The sequence below is a fragment of the Thermococcus sp. 21S7 genome (genome assembly GCF_012027615.1).
GTDB lineage: Archaea > Methanobacteriota_B > Thermococci > Thermococcales > Thermococcaceae > Thermococcus.
Genome location: NZ_SNUT01000008.1, coordinates 15479 through 32085 on the forward strand (window position 1 = coordinate 15479; position 16607 = coordinate 32085).

Sequence of the window (16607 nt, forward strand, 5' to 3'; positions counted from 1 at the left end):
AAGAAACCTCAAATCATGTATTTGGTGGGCGCAGTGGGTGCGAAAAACTTGGTTGATAGTCCAGAGGTATATGAGAGGTTAACTCCTTGGGAACCATTTGAGATTCTGAGGCCATTTAGGAAGTACTACGAGCTCAGAATATCCCTCAGAAACTTAAACCCGCGGACTTCAGCCATTCTTTTAATGCGAGCTGAAACGGGGGCGGATACTTATACATCTGCGTTATATTTGAGCACAACACTCAGAGCAAAGCTCTCCAGCCTTCAATCTGTTGCATCATGGAAACGGAACAATGCTAAAGATATACTTAAGTATATTCCCCATAAACAAGGTCCATTAAGAGAGGGGGAAGTTTTATCTTTAATTCAAGAGGGAGTTGAGTTAGTAGCTTCCAAACTTAATTCCCTACAATTAAACCATACCCGCTCAAAGCTTCCCCACTGGATAATAAAAACCCACATAGCCAAATGTTTAGCCAGCAGGACGGTGGTGTTAACAGAATGGACAATGACCAATAAACGGTATGACCTTTATCTACCCCTTGAGGAAGTCAAAGTTGAAATAAAATACTCATGGGGCTACACTCAGAACTATGGAAGATACCGAGGGGATAGTGATATTTACGTCATTGTCGGCAAAAACGTATCCTCAGAGAAAATTGAACGCCTGAGCGAGCTCACCGGTTCAGTTTATATCCTCTACAGACTCGACTACAGAGAATTCTTCGTCTATGGGGGGGAGTTGAAATGAGCGAGTACAAACACCTTAGACCCCTGGCGGGGGAAGTTATATCGGCAAAACTTAGAGAAGTTCTATTCGTAAAAAATTACACCAAGCCGTTCTTTAAGGAGAATCCCCGCACGGGGGAGGTTGAGCTCGTTATTCCAGCTAAGTCTCTGAACCGGCTGGAAAGGGAAGTCCTGAAAGCTGTGGGGTATTCTCCCAAGCCTGTACGAGTTGGAGATGGCGTTGTCATGGCTTTCGTTATACCTGCAACGGAGAGCATGGCAATTGACTCCCACCTATCTGAGCTAATCCTTAAAGTGTATCGTGGTTCTTGATTGTGAATATCTTTTTTGTTTTGTTTGTTGTATCATATTTTTAACTTTTTCTTGTAAATTCTTCCTAAAATTTAATTTTATTGAATTGTGTTTATATTACTTTTTTAAAATAAAGTTGTTAAACTAATTTTAGTGATTTTTATTTATCCTCTTTTCTTGTATTAGGTAAATATTTATAGTAGTTATAATAAACAAAATTAAATAAATCATGACCCTAAGATAATTAAAAGTAAAAACCCTCTGAAAATCTCAAAGCACCAAGCAATTAGGTACGCTAAAAATAAAAAGAGGCCTGAAAAAGTGCCGTTTAGTAAAAGGGCTGAGAAGAAGGCTTAAGAGGGAATTTAAAAGAATAATACCTCAGAGTTCTTCCTCAAATCTTTTAGGCACCTCGTTTCCCTGCGGTAAAATTATGAGCTCCCTCCCCTCCACCAGCATCTGGGCGACTTTTTTTCGGGCCGAGCTCAGCGCCCTCCACACGGTGCCGCGCGAGACTCCCATTCTCTTTCCGGCTTCCTCCTGCGTCAGCCCTTCGTGATCCACCAGCCTAAGGGCTTCGAATTCCTCGTAGGTCATGAAAATAGGTGGTTTTGGCTGACCCATCGGGGGTAACGCGGGATAGAAATGCCTAACCTCTGGAACGAACCCTATCATCCGCCTTTTCCTTCTCCTTCCCCTTCCACGGCCCCAGCCAGGTCCCGTTCCCATCGGCATGGCTATCAAAACCCATTGACGTTTGGGGTTTATAGGGATTTCCCTGCCCAGTAAGGGTTATAACTCCCTCCCGCGAACCCTGGGTGGTGGGAGATATGGGGTTTCACGTGACCGAGAGGAAGATAGGATGGCACAAAGACTTTGACAGCTCGCATTTTCTTGCCCTGCCCTACGAGAGCAAGTGCCTCAGAATACACGGGCACACTTACAACGTGGACGTCGAGATATGGGGTGACCTCAACGAGAACGGCATGATATTCGACTTCAACCACCTCAGCAGGCTTATCAAGCTCCTCGACCACAGAATCATCGTAAGCGGGAGATGGGTTGTGGGGAGGAAAGGGGACAGTATCGTCATTGAAAAGAATGGAAAACGGCTGGAACTGCCTGCCGACGAGGCGGTGGTTTTGGATAAGCCCAATGTTACCGCCGAGTATATAGCGGAGTGGTTCGCGGAGAGGATAGCGGAGAAGGCGGGGGACAACGTAAGGAAAATTCGCGTGAAAATCTGGGAAGATCCGAGGAGCTACGCGGAGGTAATCCTTGAGAGATGATGCTTAACGTCTTTTTGCCTTTGTCTCTATTTGAAACGGGAACAGAGAGAAACCAGTAAATAGAAAGACGTCGACTGTTCTTCGGGGCGATTTTATGAAGTGGGTGACTCGTGAACACGTCCACGTTGACCGCGTGGCGTGCCCTTGGCTTATAAAGCGTTTTATTGACCCTGAGGCGGAGTTTGTCTTCGTGCCCCGCGACCATCACCGAGGGAGTACCCTTTGATTTTAAGGAGGTTGAGCTCGGTCATCACGATGGGAAATGCTCCTTCGACGCTTTCGTCGAGAGGTACAACATAACCGACCCCGCCGTTCTGAAGATTGCCGAGATAGTTCGGGAGGCCGACACTCACGTTGAGAACCCCCAGCCTCTGGCGGTTGCACTCGATGTACTCGCGAGAGGGTACAGGATGATATGCAAGGATGATCACGAAACCCTTGAGAGGGAGTTCTACCTCTACGACGCCATGTACGCATACTTTAGGGACCAGGTTGGAGAAGGGAAGGCTTAATGGCCCTCCTTCCTTTTTTCAGGAAGGACCTCTTTTCAGGAAGGACCTCGTCGATTCCGCAGTCCGTGTAAACCCTCGCGAGAATCTCTCCAGCCTTCGTTCTGAGTTCGCTGAAATACTCCTCCTTGAAGGTTTCCTCCGCCTCTATTGCCAGCAGGTATGCGGTTTTCATGTAGGCAGGCCCCAGCTCGCAGTCGGACCTTTCTGCAATTTTCTCCGCAATGTCCACGAGGTAGCCAACGAACGAATGGAGGAGCCGCCTGTAATCGTTCCCGAAGCCGTTTTCGCTGAGCCAGCCCCTGAGGGTAAGGAAGACTTTGAATGCAGGCACCTCGACGGTTTCGTCCCCGTAGCGGCGGTATCTGATGAGGAGATACTGAAATATCGAGATGAGAAACTTTCCCACGTCTGCCTTCGTTCCGCCGTTTTTCTCAACGAACTCCTCGAATTCCCTTAAACCGGTTTTCCCGCTCTCAAGGGAGGCCCTAAGCACCGCCGCGTAGGGTGTTGAGTACTGGGAGAAGTCAACCTCACCTAATTCCGGAATCTCTGGGAAAATACGCATTATCGCCCCTCTGGCATCCATTCTTTCCACCCAAAACCGTTAAATCGGGGAAGGCTTATTAGCTTTGAGGTGAGCATCGTGAGGTTCTCTAGAGGCAGGAACTTTCTGTTCAGGGTTCCGGAAGGGGAGGAACTCCTGAAGTTCATAAACGAATTTGCAAAGAAGAACAACGTTCTGATCGGGACGGTCAGTGCCATCGGGAGTTTGAGGAATCCAAAGATAGGTTACTTCGATGAGGATGCCGGTGAGTACAAGGTCATTGAGCTGACCGGCACCTATGAGCTGGTCTCCCTCGCGGGCAACATAAGTGTTAAGGACGGTGAGCCGTTCGCCCACATCCACGTTGCCCTGGGCGACTCGGATGGCATGCTCTACGGAGGACATCTCGTTGAGGGGGAAGTCTTTGTGGCGGAGGTTTTCATGCAGGAGCTCCTCGGTGAGCTGCTTGAAAGAAAGCCGCAGGAGAACGGACTGGCACTGTGGGACGCGGTGGAACTTTGATTTTTATCCTTCTTTGAGCAAGATTCCACGAGTTCTGGGAAAGGTTTATATACATGTTAACTATACTTCACATTATGTTAGAAATATTTAACATTCGGAGGGATCCAAATGAAACTGACCAAAAAATGGGCATCCGTGGTAATTGCCGGTTTGGCGGCGTTCCTCGTGCTCTGGTGGAGAACGGGATGGGAGGGAAGCGGCGCTTTGCTTGCGGCGATATTTGCCCTGATCGTTGCGAACCTCTTCCTCCTTGGCTGGAGGGCTTGGGAAGCCAAGAAGGAAAGGGAGGAGGGCTTTCCGTCCAAGGATGAGATGACGCTGTACGTGGAGGGTAGGGCCGCCTATTATGCCATGAACGCCGGCCTCTGGTTCATGCTGGCGTTGCTCTGGTACATGTGGGGCATTCATGCCTTTGGACTGTCGCTGCCGGAACCCAGTGCCCCTGAGGCCATCATAATGTCCGCGCTCTTCATGGCGCTCCTCTTCCTCGGGCTTAAGTGGGAATTCGGCAGGACAGGGAACCTCGGGTGAGGTCGATGAAGACGCGAATAAAGGAATTTCGCGCACGGTACAACCTCACGCAGGCTGAGCTGGCAAAGATAGTGGGGGTGAGGAGGGAGACGATAGTTTTCCTTGAGAAGGGGAAATACAATCCCTCACTTAAGCTGGCGTACAAGATAGCGAGGGCCCTGAACACGACGGTGGAAGAGCTATTTATCTTCGATGAGGACGAGCTTTAGCTGGGGTTTCATTTTTGAGAAACTTCTCCCACAGCAACGCGTAGTGCCAGATTATCATGGCGAAGATTCCGATGAACTCGGCGATGGCGACGCCGCTGAAGGTCTTAAACGCCCACCTCGCGAGGAGAACTTCTGCGGTGAAGAGCAGAACGGTGAAGGCTCCGAATCTTCTTCGACCTTCGAGCCAGAGGGCGGCCCCGGCTATCAGGAATCCAAGGCTTCCCCCCAAGAAGAACCCCCAGCTGACGTGGTAGTGCGGTTCAGTTCCTTCTGGAAAGACCGCTATCCCCGCTAGGAAGATCAACCCAAGGATAAAAACGCCGATTCCAAGCTTAGAGACGGGATTTTTAACCTCCTTGAAAAGGCCCGTCACGTAGTAGATGGCGAGAACCGCGGATATGAACAGAGGAACGTTCATTACCCCGTTGTACGGAAGGCCGACCTTTCCCAGGTCGCTTATCGCGTTGTTCGTGAGTCTCCACCAGGAGCGGTTTATGAGGATCGCCGCCCCTATCCCGCCGAGGGCGATTGGGGGAGAAAGAATGCCAGCCAACAGCTGGCTCTTTTTCATCCTCGGTCACCCTTCGTAGAAGATTCTGTAGTGCTGGACGTACTTCTCCTTTTCCAGCAGGAAGTCGTCGTCCTCCGGGTAGTACTTAGCTATCTCCGGGTTCTCACCGGCGAACTTCTTGATGGACTCCATTGAGTCCCATATCGTGACGAGAAGGAAGTGGGCAACATCTCCTTCATCTTTTCTCGTGAAGTAGAGCTTTAAAAGGCCATCAACGGAACCGTAGTCCGGGACCGCCCTTTCGATAAGGAACTTTTCGTATTCGTCCGCCTTTTCGACCGGCACCCTTCCGTGCCAGAGCCTCATAACTGCCACTAAAATCACCTCGTCATTATTCTCGGCCGCATCATATAAAAACCTCCCGCGGCATTACTGGGTAAACGCCCATCTGGCGCTCTTCTCAAAACTCACGACAGCAACAACGCTCGCAAAGGCCCAGAGGGCCATGATAACTGCAACCCCAAGCTCCGGCAGCGCGAACGTTTTGATTGAGGTGGAGGCGGTTGCAGAGATTACGAAAACCCCTGTCAGTCTGCTGAGCCTTCTAAGTTCAAGCCTGCATTCCGTGAGCCCAACCTCTCCGTGCTCTCGGGACTTCTTTAGGGCGCGGTACAGCAGGAAGAACGTGGCCGCGTAGAGCAGCCAGATTGGGGCCTGGGCGGAGAGGCCAGGGAGGGCTTCCCTTCTCAGCAGGGAGCCGAAGATGATGTAATACGCGAGGAGAGCCAGAAACAGGGGTTTTAGCTCCTTTGACGTTGGAAGGAGCCCTTCCATGTCATAGCGTCCGCCTTTAAAACGCCCCAGCCAGATGTGTACGAGGAGGATCAGGAACGCCGAGGAGGAGAACGTGGAGAGGAACGAGTGGACTGGTGTGGGTGCATTTGAGGATTCGACGATGCCGAGGAGTGCGGCAGTAATGTACGGATGTCTGAGCACGATATCGGGGAGAATCTTCCTCCCCGAAGTCAGGAGCTCCGCGACTCCAACTGGGATTATGAACGACATGAACGGGTGCCAGAAGAGCACCACGACGAGAACCTCGAAGATTCCGACGCCACCGATCTTGAGGACGGAGTCCCACTCAGGGTTCCACACCACTTTGGTTATGTACGCCTCGTAGAGGCCAAAGAGGATTCCCGCGAGGTAGAGGGTCTCGAACCGGGGCTTCCCAAAGCGGTAGACGATTCCCGCTAGAACCAGGGTGTGGAGGCCGTAGAGGGGAAGGAGGGAAATTATTCCCCAGGGAGTGAAGTACGGGTAGAGGTATGAGGCCACCGTCACCTCGGCAAAGAAGACTGACAGCGAGGCGAGGAGAAACCAGAAGAAGTACCCCTGCATCCCCCGCCCGCCCGTTGTGTGTCCCATGTAGGTGTTTATCGGGCGCATGGTTCACCAACTATCAATCTTACAGGTAGTTTCTCAGTATGAACACGGCGAACCCCAGAGCGAGTATTCCAAGAATGATGACTATTACGGTTTCAAGGGTTGAATACTCCCGGAGTGCTCCCCTCTCGCGTTGGAACCTTTCAGTCCTTTCGCGGGCAAGGGGGTCGGACCTCTTGATGGTGACTTGGTCGGGGAACGGACCGCGCATGGACTCACCATTGTTTTCTCCGCTCTGGAGATATTTTAACATTTTGCGGGCTCTATGTTAGAACTTTAACTTTTGCTGAGAGTGTGCTCACGAAAAATGTTGGAAGAAGGTGCTCAAGTTCACCAACCACCACCGCGGCCGCCGCCCATTCCACGGCCCATACCTCTGCCTCTTCCCATGCCGCGTCCCATACCTCTTCCCATTCCTCCGCCGGCTCCACCTCCCTCGGGGCCAAAAACGGCCTGGGTGAGCTCACCCCTCAGGAAGGCTTCGACGGCTTCTCTGACGGTCATCGTGGCCGGGGCCGAGACCATCCTTATGCCTGCGGCCTGGAGTACTCCCGATGAGTTGGGCCCAAAGCTTCCCGCAATGACAACGTTGGCCCCCTGGTCTATGCAAAACTGCGCCGCGGTAACTCCGGCTCCCCTCGGCTGGCTGTAGCCGGGGTTCTGGACGACCTGAGCGTTGGTTATTCCCCCGTTCTCGACGTCAACTATCGTGAAAGTGGGGGTTCTTCCGAATGCCGGGTTCACCCTGTCATCAAGCCCTCCGTTTACGGTTGAGACTATGATCCTCATTCACATCACCTCCTGGAGAATTAGGAAAACCGAACTTAAAAAAGTTTGCATACGCTCAAAATGGCCTCCCCCATCCCCAGAAACGGGGCCTCAGGAATGACCTGAGGACTAGAAGGGCCGCGAGACCCAGAGCGTATGGAAACGCCACAACGAATAGCTTGAACATGAAATACAGGATCCCCACAAGGAAGAGCAGGTCGATTAGACCGTACGCACCGCCGAAGGGATAAAATCCGTACCCTGGCCTGCCGTATCCCCTTCCCATTCCCCTTGGCATTCTCCTTCCTCCGATACGTTCTCAAAGCTTGTGCTCATAAGGTAAAAAGAGAGGGTTCACCACCAGCCGTAGAGCCAGCGAAGGGTTCTCCTGCTGGGCTGGCCGGTCCAGGGGCAGTAGCCGAGTCTGGCCCCCCAGCCTCTTCCTCCTCTGCCCCATCCACGGCCGAAGCCTCTGCCTCTTCCCCAGCCGCCACCGCGGCCCCAGCCCCTGCCCGGGCCAAAGCCGTAGCCGTAAGCCGGGTAGGCAGGGTATGTGGGCGTCGCCGGATACGGGCCATATGCTGGAGCCGGCGTTGTCGGGGCTGTTGGAGCCGCAGGCACTGGGGCGGTAGGCTGTCCGGCGCTTCCAGTGGTGGCGGCCTTTATCGCCTCCTCAACTGGAGTTCCCGGAGCGACCTGGTAGAGCCTTATCCCCGCGGCCTGTATGGCTCCGAGGGCGTTGGGGCCGACCTGCGGTGCTATCACCGCTTCGACGCCCTCGTTGATGAGGGTCTGCACTGCCATCGGCCCGGCTCCACCGCCGGCCATGGCGGCACCGTTCTGGATGACCCTGCTGTTGGTGACGTTGCCGTTTTCGTCAACGTCCGCTATGAGGAACGCGGGCGCCCTGGCAAAGACAGGGGCAACGGTGTCTTCGAGCCCCCCTCCGTTGGTGGGTATCGCGATTCTCATCCCAACCACCTCACTTTTGTTCTGTTATTTTGTGCATATGCACAGTATTTAAAGTTTTCGGTTATCCTAATTCAATTGAACCGCAGTTCCCGCAACTTTCATATGGGGGGAGAAGGAACGGGGATCCATGAGGATAGCCATCGTCGAGGAATTAGCCCTTGATGTGCCAAAGGATGCGTGGTGGAGCTTCTACAACAGTCCATACCCGGCCCACAGACTCGGGACTGCGGTTGATGTCTATTTTCCAGACGAGGCACTCTTTCCCTTTGAAGAGGGCAGGGTGGTGGCCACGAGGAGGGTCAGGACGCCGGGCTACGTGCCCGTGAGGGAGGATTACCTCACTATCATAAAGGTTGAGGGTTTCTGTCTCAAGGTGCTCCACGTGAAACCCGCTGTGGGGGAGGGTGAACGTTTGGTTCTTGGCGATTCCTTAGGGAAGATGGTGGTCTCGGGCTTCTTCAGCTCCTGGAGCGACAGACACGCACACTTTGAGCTCAGGCCTTGCCACGACGCCTACCGGGCGCGCGGGGCGTTTTTAATGCATCCCCTTTCCCTTAAGCTGGTTCTCTCTCTGAGGGGAAATGAGCTTGAGGTAGTGGAATGCACGGAAAACTACTGCTGGGCACGACCATTGAAAACCGCGGGAAGCTCCATCACACCCCTGGCATCAGAGGGCTTTTCCATTGAGGGCGGTCTCCCGCACTACCGCTACGGGGCGCTCTTTGGTGATGGAGAAAACGTGAGGCTTTTCGGTCTGGAGATTCCGGTTGGGGAGAGATTATCAAACGGCGTCTCGATTTTTGACGCGAACTTCAAGGTGCTGGCCAACGGAAAGGAAATAAGGGGGGTTGGGGTTTACTGCAACAACCCCCTCTTCAAGCTCGTGGGCAGGTTTGAGGAGGGTGAAGCCGTGAAGCTGACCTTTACGGGGCCGTGAGGTTTTAACGTTGGCTTTGGGAATTGATTCAGCCATTAGTCGTATTTCTTTCTCGTTTCTTCATCGCAGATGACGTACTTCAGTTTTTCCTCCCAGTCGGGCGAGTTCCACGTGCCCAGAGCTTTGTGGGTCGTGTAGTATTTCTGCGGAATGGGGTGGGTTCCAAGGACGACCTTGAGGCCGTAGTTCTCCTCGATGAACCTCTTGAAGTAGTCTGTCCATGGACAGGGAGGATAGCCCACCAGAAAGCCTGTTGCGAGGTGGATCACCTCGGCACCGTTCTTCTTCATCTCTGCTGGGGCGTATTCAATGTTCCCTCCGGGGCAGCCTCCACAGGTGGTGTATCCGACAACCTCAACATCCTGGTCTTTGTATCTGCTGAAGGCTCCCTCGCGTTCCCTCAGCGCCCTGAAGCACTTACCGCCCGCGCAGGTGCGGTAGCGGTCGCAAATTATAATTCCAATCTTTACCATTTTCGGCATCTCCCTAAATGTTTAGACAGACATCTTAACAAAAAAGTTGGCTTAAAGCTTTTGTACTGATGCAGTTGCTCAACGTGAATGCGGAAGAATAAACGGTTATCCTTTCACGAACCTGCCGTCGTCTCTAGTTTCCGGGAGCTTGTGAACCTTTCGCTCCAGCCAGCCCGTCCTCTCGACCCTTCTGATGTCAAACTCGGGCACGTACGGTTTTATGTCGAGTACCGGCGTCCCGTCAACGATGTCAACGTCTTCGATGTGGAGCACGTTTCCCTCGACGCCGATGAGTCTCACTACCGAGAGGCCGATCGGGTTCGGTCTGCTTGGGGCGCGGGTGGCGAAGACTCCGTGTTCCTCGTCGTCCATGTAGGGCCTGACGAGGAGCCTTCCTGGATCCGCGAGGTGGAAGTGGTAGAGCAGTATGATGTGTGAGAACCCTTCGATATCCTTCAGTCCGAGAGCGTACTCCGGGAAGACCTCAACGGCCCCTCTAACCCCTCTAGCCGCCGAAGGCTGTATCGGAACACCCCTTGGCTCTTTGAACGGGCTGTGGACGACTCCAACAAAGCGGTAGGTTACTTTCTTCACGGCAGTTCCCTACCTTGGTTGGGAATGGAGGTTTAAAATTCTTTCAAAGAATTCGCGGGATGAGCGCGATGTGGCCCCTCACCTCATCGTAAGTTCTTTCTAAGCGGCCTCTGCGAAAGAGAAAAGTCGAAACCGCGCAGGAGCCGCGAAAAAGGGAAACTTCGGGAATAGTCCAAGGAACTCCGCCGCTCACTCCTCTATCGGCGGCTTTTCGGCTTTCTTCGCCTGAACTTGGCTGTAGAGGTCGTCGAAGTTCTCAACGATGCGCTGGAGGGCTATCTTAAGGTCCCTCGTCCTCGTGAAGAATGCCACCTTGTTGGTCTTGTCGCGGATCCTCAGGAAGTTCGGGCCCATTCTAAAAGCAGCCAGGACGTCGACATCGAGAAGCTGGCTCACGACGGCCCTGAACTTTCTGGGGTCGCCGTGGCCGTCGTCCTCTTCCTCGAAGTCCCTGGCCTTGTTGTGCCTCTTTTCGAGCAGCTTAACGCTCCCGTTTTCACAGACCTCGTATATCGCGAAGAACTCCGAGTCCCCGTAGTGTGCATCTATGAGCGTCTCGTCGTTCTCCATTCCAAACGCGACCTTCAGGCACCTCATGAGCATCACCGTTTTGAGCGTATGCACAAAGCTTAAAAGCTTTTAGGTTAGCCTAATTCTGGAGGTGAGAACTTGCAGATAGCGGTGAGTGGTGGAAAAGGTGGCACCGGAAAGTCCACGGTCGCGATTAACCTGGCGATAGCGCTCAGGGAGCGCTACGACCTTGTCCTGGCGGATCTCGATGTCGAAGCTCCCAACGACCACCTTTTGCTGGGCGTGGAGCTGGCCAACGAGGAGCCGGTTGAACTGTTCATGCCGCGCTTCGACTATGGGAAGTGCACCCGCTGCAGGAAGTGTGCGGAGGTCTGTGAGGAGCACGCGATAATAACCATGCGCGATGGGACGCCCTTCCTGATGCCGAACCTCTGCTCCGGCTGCGCCGCCTGTGAGATAGTCTGCCCGGTTCCGGGGGCGATTCTGCCGGGCAAGAAGCTGATGGGGCACACCTACCTCACTGAGACCCCCTACGGCTTCCCGCTGGTCACTGGGAGGCTCCTTGAGGGTGAGGAGAGGGCGATGCCGATAGTTTCCCGGGCCAAGAAGCGCGCCCAGGGGCTTGGGAAGGAGCTTTTAATGGTTGACACCGCCGCGGGGACGAGCAACACAGTATCAAAAGCCCTTGAGGACTCAAGGCTCATCATAGCCGTCACCGAGCCAACTCCCCTCGGCATTCACGACGGCGAGCTGATTCTCAGGCTGGCGAAGCTGATGGAAATTCCCGCGGTGGTCGTTGTGAACCGCTCGGACCTCGGCGACGTGGCCAAGGTTCATGAGATTGCCGGGGAGTATGGCGCGGAGGTAATCGCGGAGATTCCCTACAGCGAGAACATCATAAGGAGCTACGTTAAGGGGAGGCCCATAGTCCTGACGGATTATCCCGAGGCGGGGCTCTTCAGGGAGATTGCTTCCAGGGTCGTTGAGTTCCTCGGAGGTGGTGAGTGATGCAGCTGGTCATAGCGAGCGGCAAGGGAGGCGTTGGAAAGAGCACCGTCACGGCCTCGCTCCTCTACCTGCTGAAGGACGAGTACCGGTTCGTTGCCGTTGATGCCGACGCTGACGCACCGAACCTCGACCTGCTCCTCGGCGTGGAGCGCTGGGAGGAGGAGAGGGAGCTGGTAGGGGCAAAAGTGGCGAGGATAAACACGGAGAGCTGCATAAGGTGCGGCATCTGCCAGGAGCGCTGCCCCTACGACTGCATCAAGGTTATTGATGGGGACTACGTTGTCAGCGAGCTGACCTGTGAGGGCTGCAACGTCTGCGGCCTCGTCTGTCCGGTTCCGGGGACGATAAGCCTCGACGAGGTTCGCTCTGGAGTCGTCAGGAAGACGACCACCCGCTACGGCTTCCCGCTGATTTCGGCCCAGCTTGACGTCGGCAGGCCCAACAGCGGAAAGCTCGTCACCGAGGAGAAGGAGTGGGCGAAGAAGCTCATGGGCGAGCTTGGCCTGAAGCACATGGTGGTTGACAGCGCCGCCGGAATCGGCTGTCAGGTTATAGCGAGCATAGGCGGGGCTGATCTGACGATACTCGTGGCGGAACCTACCCCTGCTTCCCTCAGCGACGTGCAGAGGGCCTACAAGGTCGTCCAGCACTTCAGGCAGCCGGCTTACCTCATCATCAACAAGGCCGACTTCAACCCGGGCTTCACTGCCCTGAGGGAGTGGGCCGAGGCCGAGGGAATCCCGATACTCGGCGAGATACCCTACGACAGGGCCATTCCGAGAAGCATGAGCATGCTCAAGCCCTTTGTCGAGGCCTTCCCCGACTCAAAGGCGGCCGATGCGATGAGAGAAATAGCGGAGCGGGTCAGGGAAGAGATACTGAAGTGATCAGGGGACTCCCCCCAGGGGGAGTCCTGCTTCCTTCCCGTTTGTTACCACTGCGATTTTTAGGGAGATTGGGAGGCCATCCTGCTCATTTACCGTACCGTTGAAGACGACCACAAAGTATCCGTATATGCCGTTGGTTGCTATTCCTATTGAGTCTGTGGTGTCTGTTAAGATGGGTGCAAATTCGCCTTTCCCGTCTTCCTCGCAGGAGCCTATCTCTGCCCCGTTCTCGGTGTAGTGCCAGCATCTCCAGGCTATCTCGCCGGTAGTCTCGGCGATGCTGAGGTTCTTTGGATAGAAGAATGAGATGCCCTCAACTCTTTCAACAGTCTCGGGATTCGAGAGATAATACAGGAACACAACTCCTTTTCCGTCGATCTCCGTGTATATCATGCCGTAGAGGATGTCAAACTCCTTGGTGTTGGGGGTTATCTCTCTGATCGGAGGCACGGCCAGGTAACGTTCTTCCATATACCAACCAGAGGAGGCGCTGACGGTCTTGGAACAGTTGGCGAAGGAGTAGGCATACCTCTGATAGACCCTTTCCGCCTTTCCGTCCTCGACCAGTTTTTTCACAAGGGCAATGGGATAATTCGGATCGAGCGAGGCGTTGAATGACTTTATCAGAACAGTCCTGAGGCTTTCAGGGCCGTTCACTTCCCTGGCCCATTCTTTAACGTACGCTGGATTCACGGAGGGGCATACCGTGTACGAGATGTGATTTGGTGGTTGGGTGCTTTCACCATGATTCTGGATGTCTGAGAAGGATAAGATAAGTCCGGCTGCGATAACAAGAATCATTCCAACAACCAGTAGCTTCCCGAAGCTCATGTCAACCACATAATTTCGTCGTGCACACAGTAAATAACTTTTTTGCCTGCTTGGTAATCCGGACCCAAACCTTAAAAGCCTCCCCGCGTAGTCTTCCCGGTGGTGTGAAATGGCCGAGATGAACGAGCAGCTTGAAAGGCTCGCTTACGAGTACCAGCTCCTTCAGGCCCAGGCGCAGCTCCTGGCCCAGAACCTCGAACTGCTCACCCTGGGGAGGAACGAGTTCCAGGCTGTGAAGGAGACGCTTGAGGAACTCAAGAAGGTCGAGGAGGAGAAGCCAGAGATACTGGTGCCGATCGGGGCCGGCTCCTTCCTCAAGGCGAGGATAGATGACAAGGAAAACGCGATAGTCAGCGTCGGCGCCGGCTACGCCATCGAGAAGAACCTCGACGACGCGGTGGCATACCTCGATGCGAGGATAAAGGAGTACGACGAGGCGATAGCCAGGACCCAGGAGGCTCTCAAAAAGCTGGAGGGTCAGCTGGGAGAGCTTGCCCAGAAGGCGCAGGAGCTTCAGCAGAAGCAGGCCATGGGCTTCAAAGTCAGGTGATTCCGGCTGCATCTTCATTTTTAAGCTTCGGTTTTCAACGGTGTTTGGCTGGGTTTATAAACCCCTTCGCGGATACTGATTGATGATGCCGCGGAAGTTTGAGCTCTTGGCCGTGGTTCTCGTTGTAACGCTCGTTCTTGGCGTTGGATTAGCCGTTCCCAGCGTGAGGGTTGGCGTGCAGGAGGTTGGTGCGGGTGGCTGTAAAGTGAGGAGTCCCGTCAGGTGGGCAACGCTCACCCTGGATTGGGACAGGGAAGGGTGGACGTGGACTCTCTCCGGAGCATCCGTTGTCTTCTCCGACGACGTTCCTGGGCCCTTCAACTTCACGGTACGCTTCGATGTGGTGGGCTACCACTCCTTCTGGGACGGCTTCCCCTCCACGGACTCCGTTGGGGGCGCGTTTTCAACCCCCTCCAGTGTAACCGCGGGGACTCCCTATCCGCTTGTACTGAACGCGAGCCCCAGCTACGTTGTATCGCCGTTCTTTGGGATTCCGGAGCCGTCCGTTTCTGAGGCACGGGGTGCGGTTTTGGGGGGCTTGTCCGCGTGTCCCGGGGGGATTGGGGTCCTCGTGGAGGGAATAGGGATGGGCTCAACGAGCTACTCCCCGCCCCCCGCGGACGTTCCAGATATAAACGTCACCGTCGACAACACCGGAAACCCCGAGCTGAGGAACTACGTCGTCAACTTTACGGTTTCTCCGTCGTGCGTACCGGATTTGGGCAGGGTTTACGTTACGGATTCCTCCGGAAACCCGCTCTACTTCTGGGCCTTCAACGACTCCCCGAACGGGAAAATCTGGTTCTGGGTGAACTACACCGTACCGGCGGATTCGGTCACCGAGATAGTCGTCCATCTGAACGGGACCGGTGTGGGGGAGTACCTTAACCCCGACAGGGTTTTCTGGTACTTCAGCGACGTCGATGTTGTGCTGCAAGGAACCCTGTGGGGGGCATCGGTTCGCGTCCTTCCATTCGATGTCTACGGCTTCTTAAACGCCGGCTACCCAGGATACGCTGTGGATACCGGTGCGAGTCTTGGGAGGGTGGGTCTGGATATCCCCGCCGTGTGTCCGTATTTTCTGGCGTTTACCAATGGGAACTACTACGGCATAGGGGTTGCGGACGACGGTTTTCTTTACGAGGTCAGCGGCCGCTTCCTCGATGGCGTTAACGGAGCGGGGAATCCGCTGGGAGAACTTCCCTCATGGGGTCCGGGGATTTATTCAATAGCCGTGTACGGCCGCGGGGGAATCCTCCATACCGACATGTACTTCGAATCGGAGGGGTTCCTGAGACACCCCTGGCCATCCCGGCTGGGCCTTGACTTCAGCCCGTACTTCGTTCTGGGTCAGAAAGGGTTCCTTGGAATGGATGACCCAAGCGTCTACGACTGGATTGGAATGAGGCCCATAACCTATCCAGCGCCGAAGGTAACCGTCCCCGATGACTGCTGGACGGGTGGAGGAGGAGACTACGCCCTCACCCTCTACTTCCGCCCCTGATACCACTCCACCGTTTTCTTCAGTCCGTCCTCCAATGAGAACTCCGGTTCGAAGCCGAGACTCCTAATCTCACTTATGTCCGCGAGGCTGTGCCTTATATCCCCGGGCCTGGGCTTGTCGAAGAGTACCGGACTGTTGGCGCCGGTTATCTCGATAACCTTCATCGCCAGTTCGAGAATGGTCGTTCCCTTTCCGGTTGCGACGTTGAAAACCCTTCCGTTGCTCCTCCTGCTTTCGGCGACCAGTATGTTTGCCCTAACGACGTCCTTCACGTAGATGAAGTCTCTGGTCTGCCTGCCGTCGCCGAAGATAACGAGGGGCTCGTTCTCCAGGGCGCGGTTGATGAAGATGCTTATAACTCCCGCGTACTGGTTAAAGCCCTGCCTCGGTCCGAAGACGTTGAAGTAGCGGAGAGAGACGACGGGCAGGCCGTAGAGTTCGTGGTAAACGCGGAGGTACTCCTCTGCGGTCGCCTTGGTCACACCGTAGGGGGAAAGAGGTCTCGGCCTCTCCGTTTCTTTCAGCGGCAGGTTCGGATTGTCCCCGTAAACAGCGGCGGAGGAGGCGAAGACCAGCTTCCCATGGCCTTCCAGGAGGGCCCTCAGGATGTTGAGCGTTCCGAGGACGTTGACTTCTTCCGTGAAGACCGGGTCGCGTACGCTCTCGACGACGCTCACCTGCGCCGCCTCGTGAAAAATGTAATCGGCGTGGCTTATCAGCTCCGCTATCGATTCGTAATCTCTTACGTCCGCCCTCACGAGCTTCGCTCCCGGCGGGATGTTCTCCTCCTTCCCAGTGTGGAGGTTGTCGATGACGATTACCTCGTTGTCCTTAACCAGCTCCCAGGCGATGTGGGAGCCTATAAAGCCCGCCCCTCCCGTGACCACGACGAGTTTGTTTTTTACCGCCATGGTCTGTGGTTGGAGGGGGAACTTATAACTGTTTTCGACT

The 16607-nt window shown here is 54.6% G+C and carries 25 protein-coding genes and 1 pseudogene; 12 read left to right on the forward strand and 14 right to left on the reverse strand.

Annotated features, from left to right (window positions below; translation table 11 throughout):
• The first annotated feature begins 24 nt into the window (after positions 1-24).
• A complete protein-coding gene (locus E3E51_RS11735; RefSeq protein WP_167913299.1) occupies positions 25-750 on the forward strand; it encodes a hypothetical protein in 726 nt (241 codons plus the stop codon).
• Positions 747-1061, forward strand: a complete 315-nt coding sequence (locus E3E51_RS11740; protein ID WP_167913300.1) for a hypothetical protein — start codon at positions 747-749, stop codon at positions 1059-1061. Before E3E51_RS11735 ends, E3E51_RS11740 begins: the two co-directional genes overlap by 4 nt.
• A gap of 360 nt (positions 1062-1421) precedes the next feature.
• On the opposite strand, the gene E3E51_RS11745 is transcribed toward E3E51_RS11740, so the two are convergent.
• A complete protein-coding gene (locus tag E3E51_RS11745) occupies positions 1422-1775 on the reverse strand; it encodes a DUF134 domain-containing protein (protein ID WP_167913301.1) in 354 nt (117 codons plus the stop codon).
• A 95-nt stretch (positions 1776-1870) separates the two neighbouring features.
• On the opposite strand from E3E51_RS11745, the gene E3E51_RS11750 reads away from it, so the two are divergent.
• Complete coding sequence (locus E3E51_RS11750) at positions 1871-2329, forward strand: 6-carboxytetrahydropterin synthase (protein ID WP_167913382.1); 459 nt, start codon at positions 1871-1873, stop codon at positions 2327-2329.
• A gap of 94 nt (positions 2330-2423) precedes the next feature.
• Positions 2424-2841 (forward strand): annotated as a pseudogene (locus E3E51_RS11755) (chromate resistance protein ChrB domain-containing protein).
• Here the strand turns inward: E3E51_RS11755 and E3E51_RS11760 are convergent.
• The gene (locus E3E51_RS11760) at positions 2810-3427 is read right to left on the reverse strand and encodes a hypothetical protein (protein WP_167913383.1); all 618 of its coding nucleotides are present in this window, start codon (positions 3425-3427) and stop codon (positions 2810-2812) included. The pseudogene E3E51_RS11755 and the gene E3E51_RS11760 overlap by 32 nt on opposite strands.
• A gap of 57 nt (positions 3428-3484) precedes the next feature.
• Between E3E51_RS11760 and E3E51_RS11765 the strand changes: the two genes are divergently transcribed.
• From E3E51_RS11765 to E3E51_RS11775, 3 genes are all read left to right on the forward strand, one after another.
• Positions 3485-3907, forward strand: a complete 423-nt coding sequence (locus E3E51_RS11765) for a PPC domain-containing DNA-binding protein (RefSeq protein WP_167913302.1) — start codon at positions 3485-3487, stop codon at positions 3905-3907.
• A gap of 108 nt (positions 3908-4015) precedes the next feature.
• Positions 4016-4438: a hypothetical protein gene (locus E3E51_RS11770; RefSeq protein WP_167913303.1), complete on the forward strand. Its 423-nt coding sequence runs from the start codon at positions 4016-4018 to the stop codon at positions 4436-4438.
• Between the two features lie 5 nt (positions 4439-4443).
• Entirely contained in the window at positions 4444-4647 is a 204-nt protein-coding gene (locus E3E51_RS11775) for a helix-turn-helix transcriptional regulator (RefSeq protein WP_167913304.1), read from the forward strand.
• Here the strand turns inward: E3E51_RS11775 and E3E51_RS11780 are convergent.
• From E3E51_RS11780 to E3E51_RS11810, 7 genes are all read right to left on the reverse strand, one after another.
• Positions 4622-5218, reverse strand: a complete 597-nt coding sequence (locus tag E3E51_RS11780) for a DUF998 domain-containing protein (protein ID WP_167913305.1) — start codon at positions 5216-5218, stop codon at positions 4622-4624. The genes E3E51_RS11775 and E3E51_RS11780 overlap by 26 nt on opposite strands.
• Before the next feature lie 6 nt (positions 5219-5224).
• Positions 5225-5524, reverse strand: coding sequence for an antibiotic biosynthesis monooxygenase (locus E3E51_RS11785; RefSeq protein ID WP_206204577.1), 300 nt, complete (start codon positions 5522-5524; stop codon positions 5225-5227).
• Positions 5525-5587: 63 nt separating this feature from the next.
• Positions 5588-6604 (reverse strand): hypothetical protein, encoded by a 1017-nt coding sequence (locus E3E51_RS11790; RefSeq protein ID WP_206204573.1) that lies wholly within the window; start codon positions 6602-6604, stop codon positions 5588-5590.
• Positions 6605-6623: 19 nt separating this feature from the next.
• Positions 6624-6812 carry a hypothetical protein gene (locus tag E3E51_RS11795; protein WP_167913307.1) on the reverse strand — a complete coding sequence of 63 codons (189 nt, stop codon included), beginning with the start codon at positions 6810-6812 and terminating at the stop codon, positions 6624-6626.
• Between the two features lie 119 nt (positions 6813-6931).
• Positions 6932-7390: a NifB/NifX family molybdenum-iron cluster-binding protein gene (locus E3E51_RS11800; RefSeq protein ID WP_058937848.1), complete on the reverse strand. Its 459-nt coding sequence runs from the start codon at positions 7388-7390 to the stop codon at positions 6932-6934.
• A 55-nt stretch (positions 7391-7445) separates the two neighbouring features.
• Positions 7446-7667: a hypothetical protein gene (locus E3E51_RS11805; protein WP_167903380.1), complete on the reverse strand. Its 222-nt coding sequence runs from the start codon at positions 7665-7667 to the stop codon at positions 7446-7448.
• 56 nt (positions 7668-7723) lie between these two features.
• Positions 7724-8341 (reverse strand): NifB/NifX family molybdenum-iron cluster-binding protein, encoded by a 618-nt coding sequence (locus E3E51_RS11810; protein ID WP_167913308.1) that lies wholly within the window; start codon positions 8339-8341, stop codon positions 7724-7726.
• Between the two features lie 127 nt (positions 8342-8468).
• Between E3E51_RS11810 and E3E51_RS11815 the strand changes: the two genes are divergently transcribed.
• Positions 8469-9278, forward strand: a complete 810-nt coding sequence (locus E3E51_RS11815; protein WP_167913309.1) for a hypothetical protein — start codon at positions 8469-8471, stop codon at positions 9276-9278.
• Between the two features lie 35 nt (positions 9279-9313).
• Here the strand turns inward: E3E51_RS11815 and E3E51_RS11820 are convergent, their stop codons facing one another.
• The 3 genes from E3E51_RS11820 to E3E51_RS11830 form a co-directional block, all read right to left on the reverse strand.
• On the reverse strand, positions 9314-9760 hold the full coding sequence (locus E3E51_RS11820) for a CGGC domain-containing protein (protein WP_167913310.1): 447 nt from the start codon (positions 9758-9760) through the stop codon (positions 9314-9316).
• Between the two features lie 96 nt (positions 9761-9856).
• Positions 9857-10345, reverse strand: coding sequence for a tRNA (N6-threonylcarbamoyladenosine(37)-N6)-methyltransferase TrmO (tsaA, locus tag E3E51_RS11825; RefSeq protein ID WP_167913311.1), 489 nt, complete (start codon positions 10343-10345; stop codon positions 9857-9859).
• Between the two features lie 189 nt (positions 10346-10534).
• Positions 10535-10942, reverse strand: coding sequence for a NifB/NifX family molybdenum-iron cluster-binding protein (locus E3E51_RS11830; RefSeq protein WP_167913385.1), 408 nt, complete (start codon positions 10940-10942; stop codon positions 10535-10537).
• 72 nt (positions 10943-11014) lie between these two features.
• Between E3E51_RS11830 and E3E51_RS11835 the strand changes: the two genes are divergently transcribed.
• Both E3E51_RS11835 and E3E51_RS11840 read left to right on the forward strand, forming a co-directional pair.
• Positions 11015-11884 carry an ATP-binding protein gene (locus E3E51_RS11835; RefSeq protein WP_167913312.1) on the forward strand — a complete coding sequence of 290 codons (870 nt, stop codon included), beginning with the start codon at positions 11015-11017 and terminating at the stop codon, positions 11882-11884.
• Entirely contained in the window at positions 11884-12771 is an 888-nt protein-coding gene (locus E3E51_RS11840) for an ATP-binding protein (RefSeq protein WP_167913313.1), read from the forward strand. Before E3E51_RS11835 ends, E3E51_RS11840 begins: the two co-directional genes overlap by 1 nt.
• On the opposite strand, the gene E3E51_RS11845 is transcribed toward E3E51_RS11840, so the two are convergent.
• Positions 12772-13611, reverse strand: coding sequence for a hypothetical protein (locus tag E3E51_RS11845; protein ID WP_167913314.1), 840 nt, complete (start codon positions 13609-13611; stop codon positions 12772-12774).
• Between the two features lie 100 nt (positions 13612-13711).
• On the opposite strand from E3E51_RS11845, the gene pfdA reads away from it, so the two are divergent.
• Both pfdA and E3E51_RS11855 read left to right on the forward strand, forming a co-directional pair.
• Positions 13712-14152 carry a prefoldin subunit alpha gene (gene pfdA / locus E3E51_RS11850; RefSeq protein ID WP_167913315.1) on the forward strand — a complete coding sequence of 147 codons (441 nt, stop codon included), beginning with the start codon at positions 13712-13714 and terminating at the stop codon, positions 14150-14152.
• A gap of 82 nt (positions 14153-14234) precedes the next feature.
• A complete protein-coding gene (locus E3E51_RS11855; RefSeq protein ID WP_167913316.1) occupies positions 14235-15656 on the forward strand; it encodes a hypothetical protein in 1422 nt (473 codons plus the stop codon).
• On the opposite strand, the gene E3E51_RS11860 is transcribed toward E3E51_RS11855, so the two are convergent.
• On the reverse strand, positions 15641-16567 hold the full coding sequence (locus E3E51_RS11860) for an SDR family oxidoreductase (protein ID WP_167913317.1): 927 nt from the start codon (positions 16565-16567) through the stop codon (positions 15641-15643). The two genes, E3E51_RS11855 and E3E51_RS11860, sit on opposite strands and share 16 nt — an antisense overlap.
• Positions 16568-16607 lie beyond the last annotated feature (40 nt).

Excerpts from the sequence above, each read along its gene's own strand:
- E3E51_RS11740 (WP_167913300.1), top strand. The coding sequence starts at position 747 with ATGAGCGAGTACAAACACCTTAGACCCCTGGCGGGGGAAGTTATATCG.
- E3E51_RS11745 (WP_167913301.1), bottom strand. The coding sequence starts at position 1,775 with ATGCCGATGGGAACGGGACCTGGCTGGGGCCGTGGAAGGGGAAGGAGA.
- E3E51_RS11750 (WP_167913382.1), top strand. The coding sequence starts at position 1,871 with ATGGGGTTTCACGTGACCGAGAGGAAGATAGGATGGCACAAAGACTTT.
- E3E51_RS11760 (WP_167913383.1), bottom strand. The coding sequence starts at position 3,427 with ATGGATGCCAGAGGGGCGATAATGCGTATTTTCCCAGAGATTCCGGAA.
- E3E51_RS11770 (WP_167913303.1), top strand. The coding sequence starts at position 4,016 with ATGAAACTGACCAAAAAATGGGCATCCGTGGTAATTGCCGGTTTGGCG.
- E3E51_RS11775 (WP_167913304.1), top strand. The coding sequence starts at position 4,444 with ATGAAGACGCGAATAAAGGAATTTCGCGCACGGTACAACCTCACGCAG.
- E3E51_RS11780 (WP_167913305.1), bottom strand. The coding sequence starts at position 5,218 with ATGAAAAAGAGCCAGCTGTTGGCTGGCATTCTTTCTCCCCCAATCGCC.
- E3E51_RS11785 (WP_206204577.1), bottom strand. The coding sequence starts at position 5,524 with ATGAGGCTCTGGCACGGAAGGGTGCCGGTCGAAAAGGCGGACGAATAC.
- E3E51_RS11790 (WP_206204573.1), bottom strand. The coding sequence starts at position 6,604 with ATGCGCCCGATAAACACCTACATGGGACACACAACGGGCGGGCGGGGG.
- E3E51_RS11795 (WP_167913307.1), bottom strand. The coding sequence starts at position 6,812 with ATGCGCGGTCCGTTCCCCGACCAAGTCACCATCAAGAGGTCCGACCCC.
- E3E51_RS11800 (WP_058937848.1), bottom strand. The coding sequence starts at position 7,390 with ATGAGGATCATAGTCTCAACCGTAAACGGAGGGCTTGATGACAGGGTG.
- E3E51_RS11805 (WP_167903380.1), bottom strand. The coding sequence starts at position 7,667 with ATGCCAAGGGGAATGGGAAGGGGATACGGCAGGCCAGGGTACGGATTT.
- E3E51_RS11810 (WP_167913308.1), bottom strand. The coding sequence starts at position 8,341 with ATGAGAATCGCGATACCCACCAACGGAGGGGGGCTCGAAGACACCGTT.
- E3E51_RS11815 (WP_167913309.1), top strand. The coding sequence starts at position 8,469 with ATGAGGATAGCCATCGTCGAGGAATTAGCCCTTGATGTGCCAAAGGAT.
- E3E51_RS11820 (WP_167913310.1), bottom strand. The coding sequence starts at position 9,760 with ATGCCGAAAATGGTAAAGATTGGAATTATAATTTGCGACCGCTACCGC.
- E3E51_RS11830 (WP_167913385.1), bottom strand. The coding sequence starts at position 10,942 with ATGAGGTGCCTGAAGGTCGCGTTTGGAATGGAGAACGACGAGACGCTC.
- E3E51_RS11840 (WP_167913313.1), top strand. The coding sequence starts at position 11,884 with ATGCAGCTGGTCATAGCGAGCGGCAAGGGAGGCGTTGGAAAGAGCACC.
- pfdA (WP_167913315.1), top strand. The coding sequence starts at position 13,712 with ATGGCCGAGATGAACGAGCAGCTTGAAAGGCTCGCTTACGAGTACCAG.
- E3E51_RS11855 (WP_167913316.1), top strand. The coding sequence starts at position 14,235 with ATGATGCCGCGGAAGTTTGAGCTCTTGGCCGTGGTTCTCGTTGTAACG.
- E3E51_RS11860 (WP_167913317.1), bottom strand. The coding sequence starts at position 16,567 with ATGGCGGTAAAAAACAAACTCGTCGTGGTCACGGGAGGGGCGGGCTTT.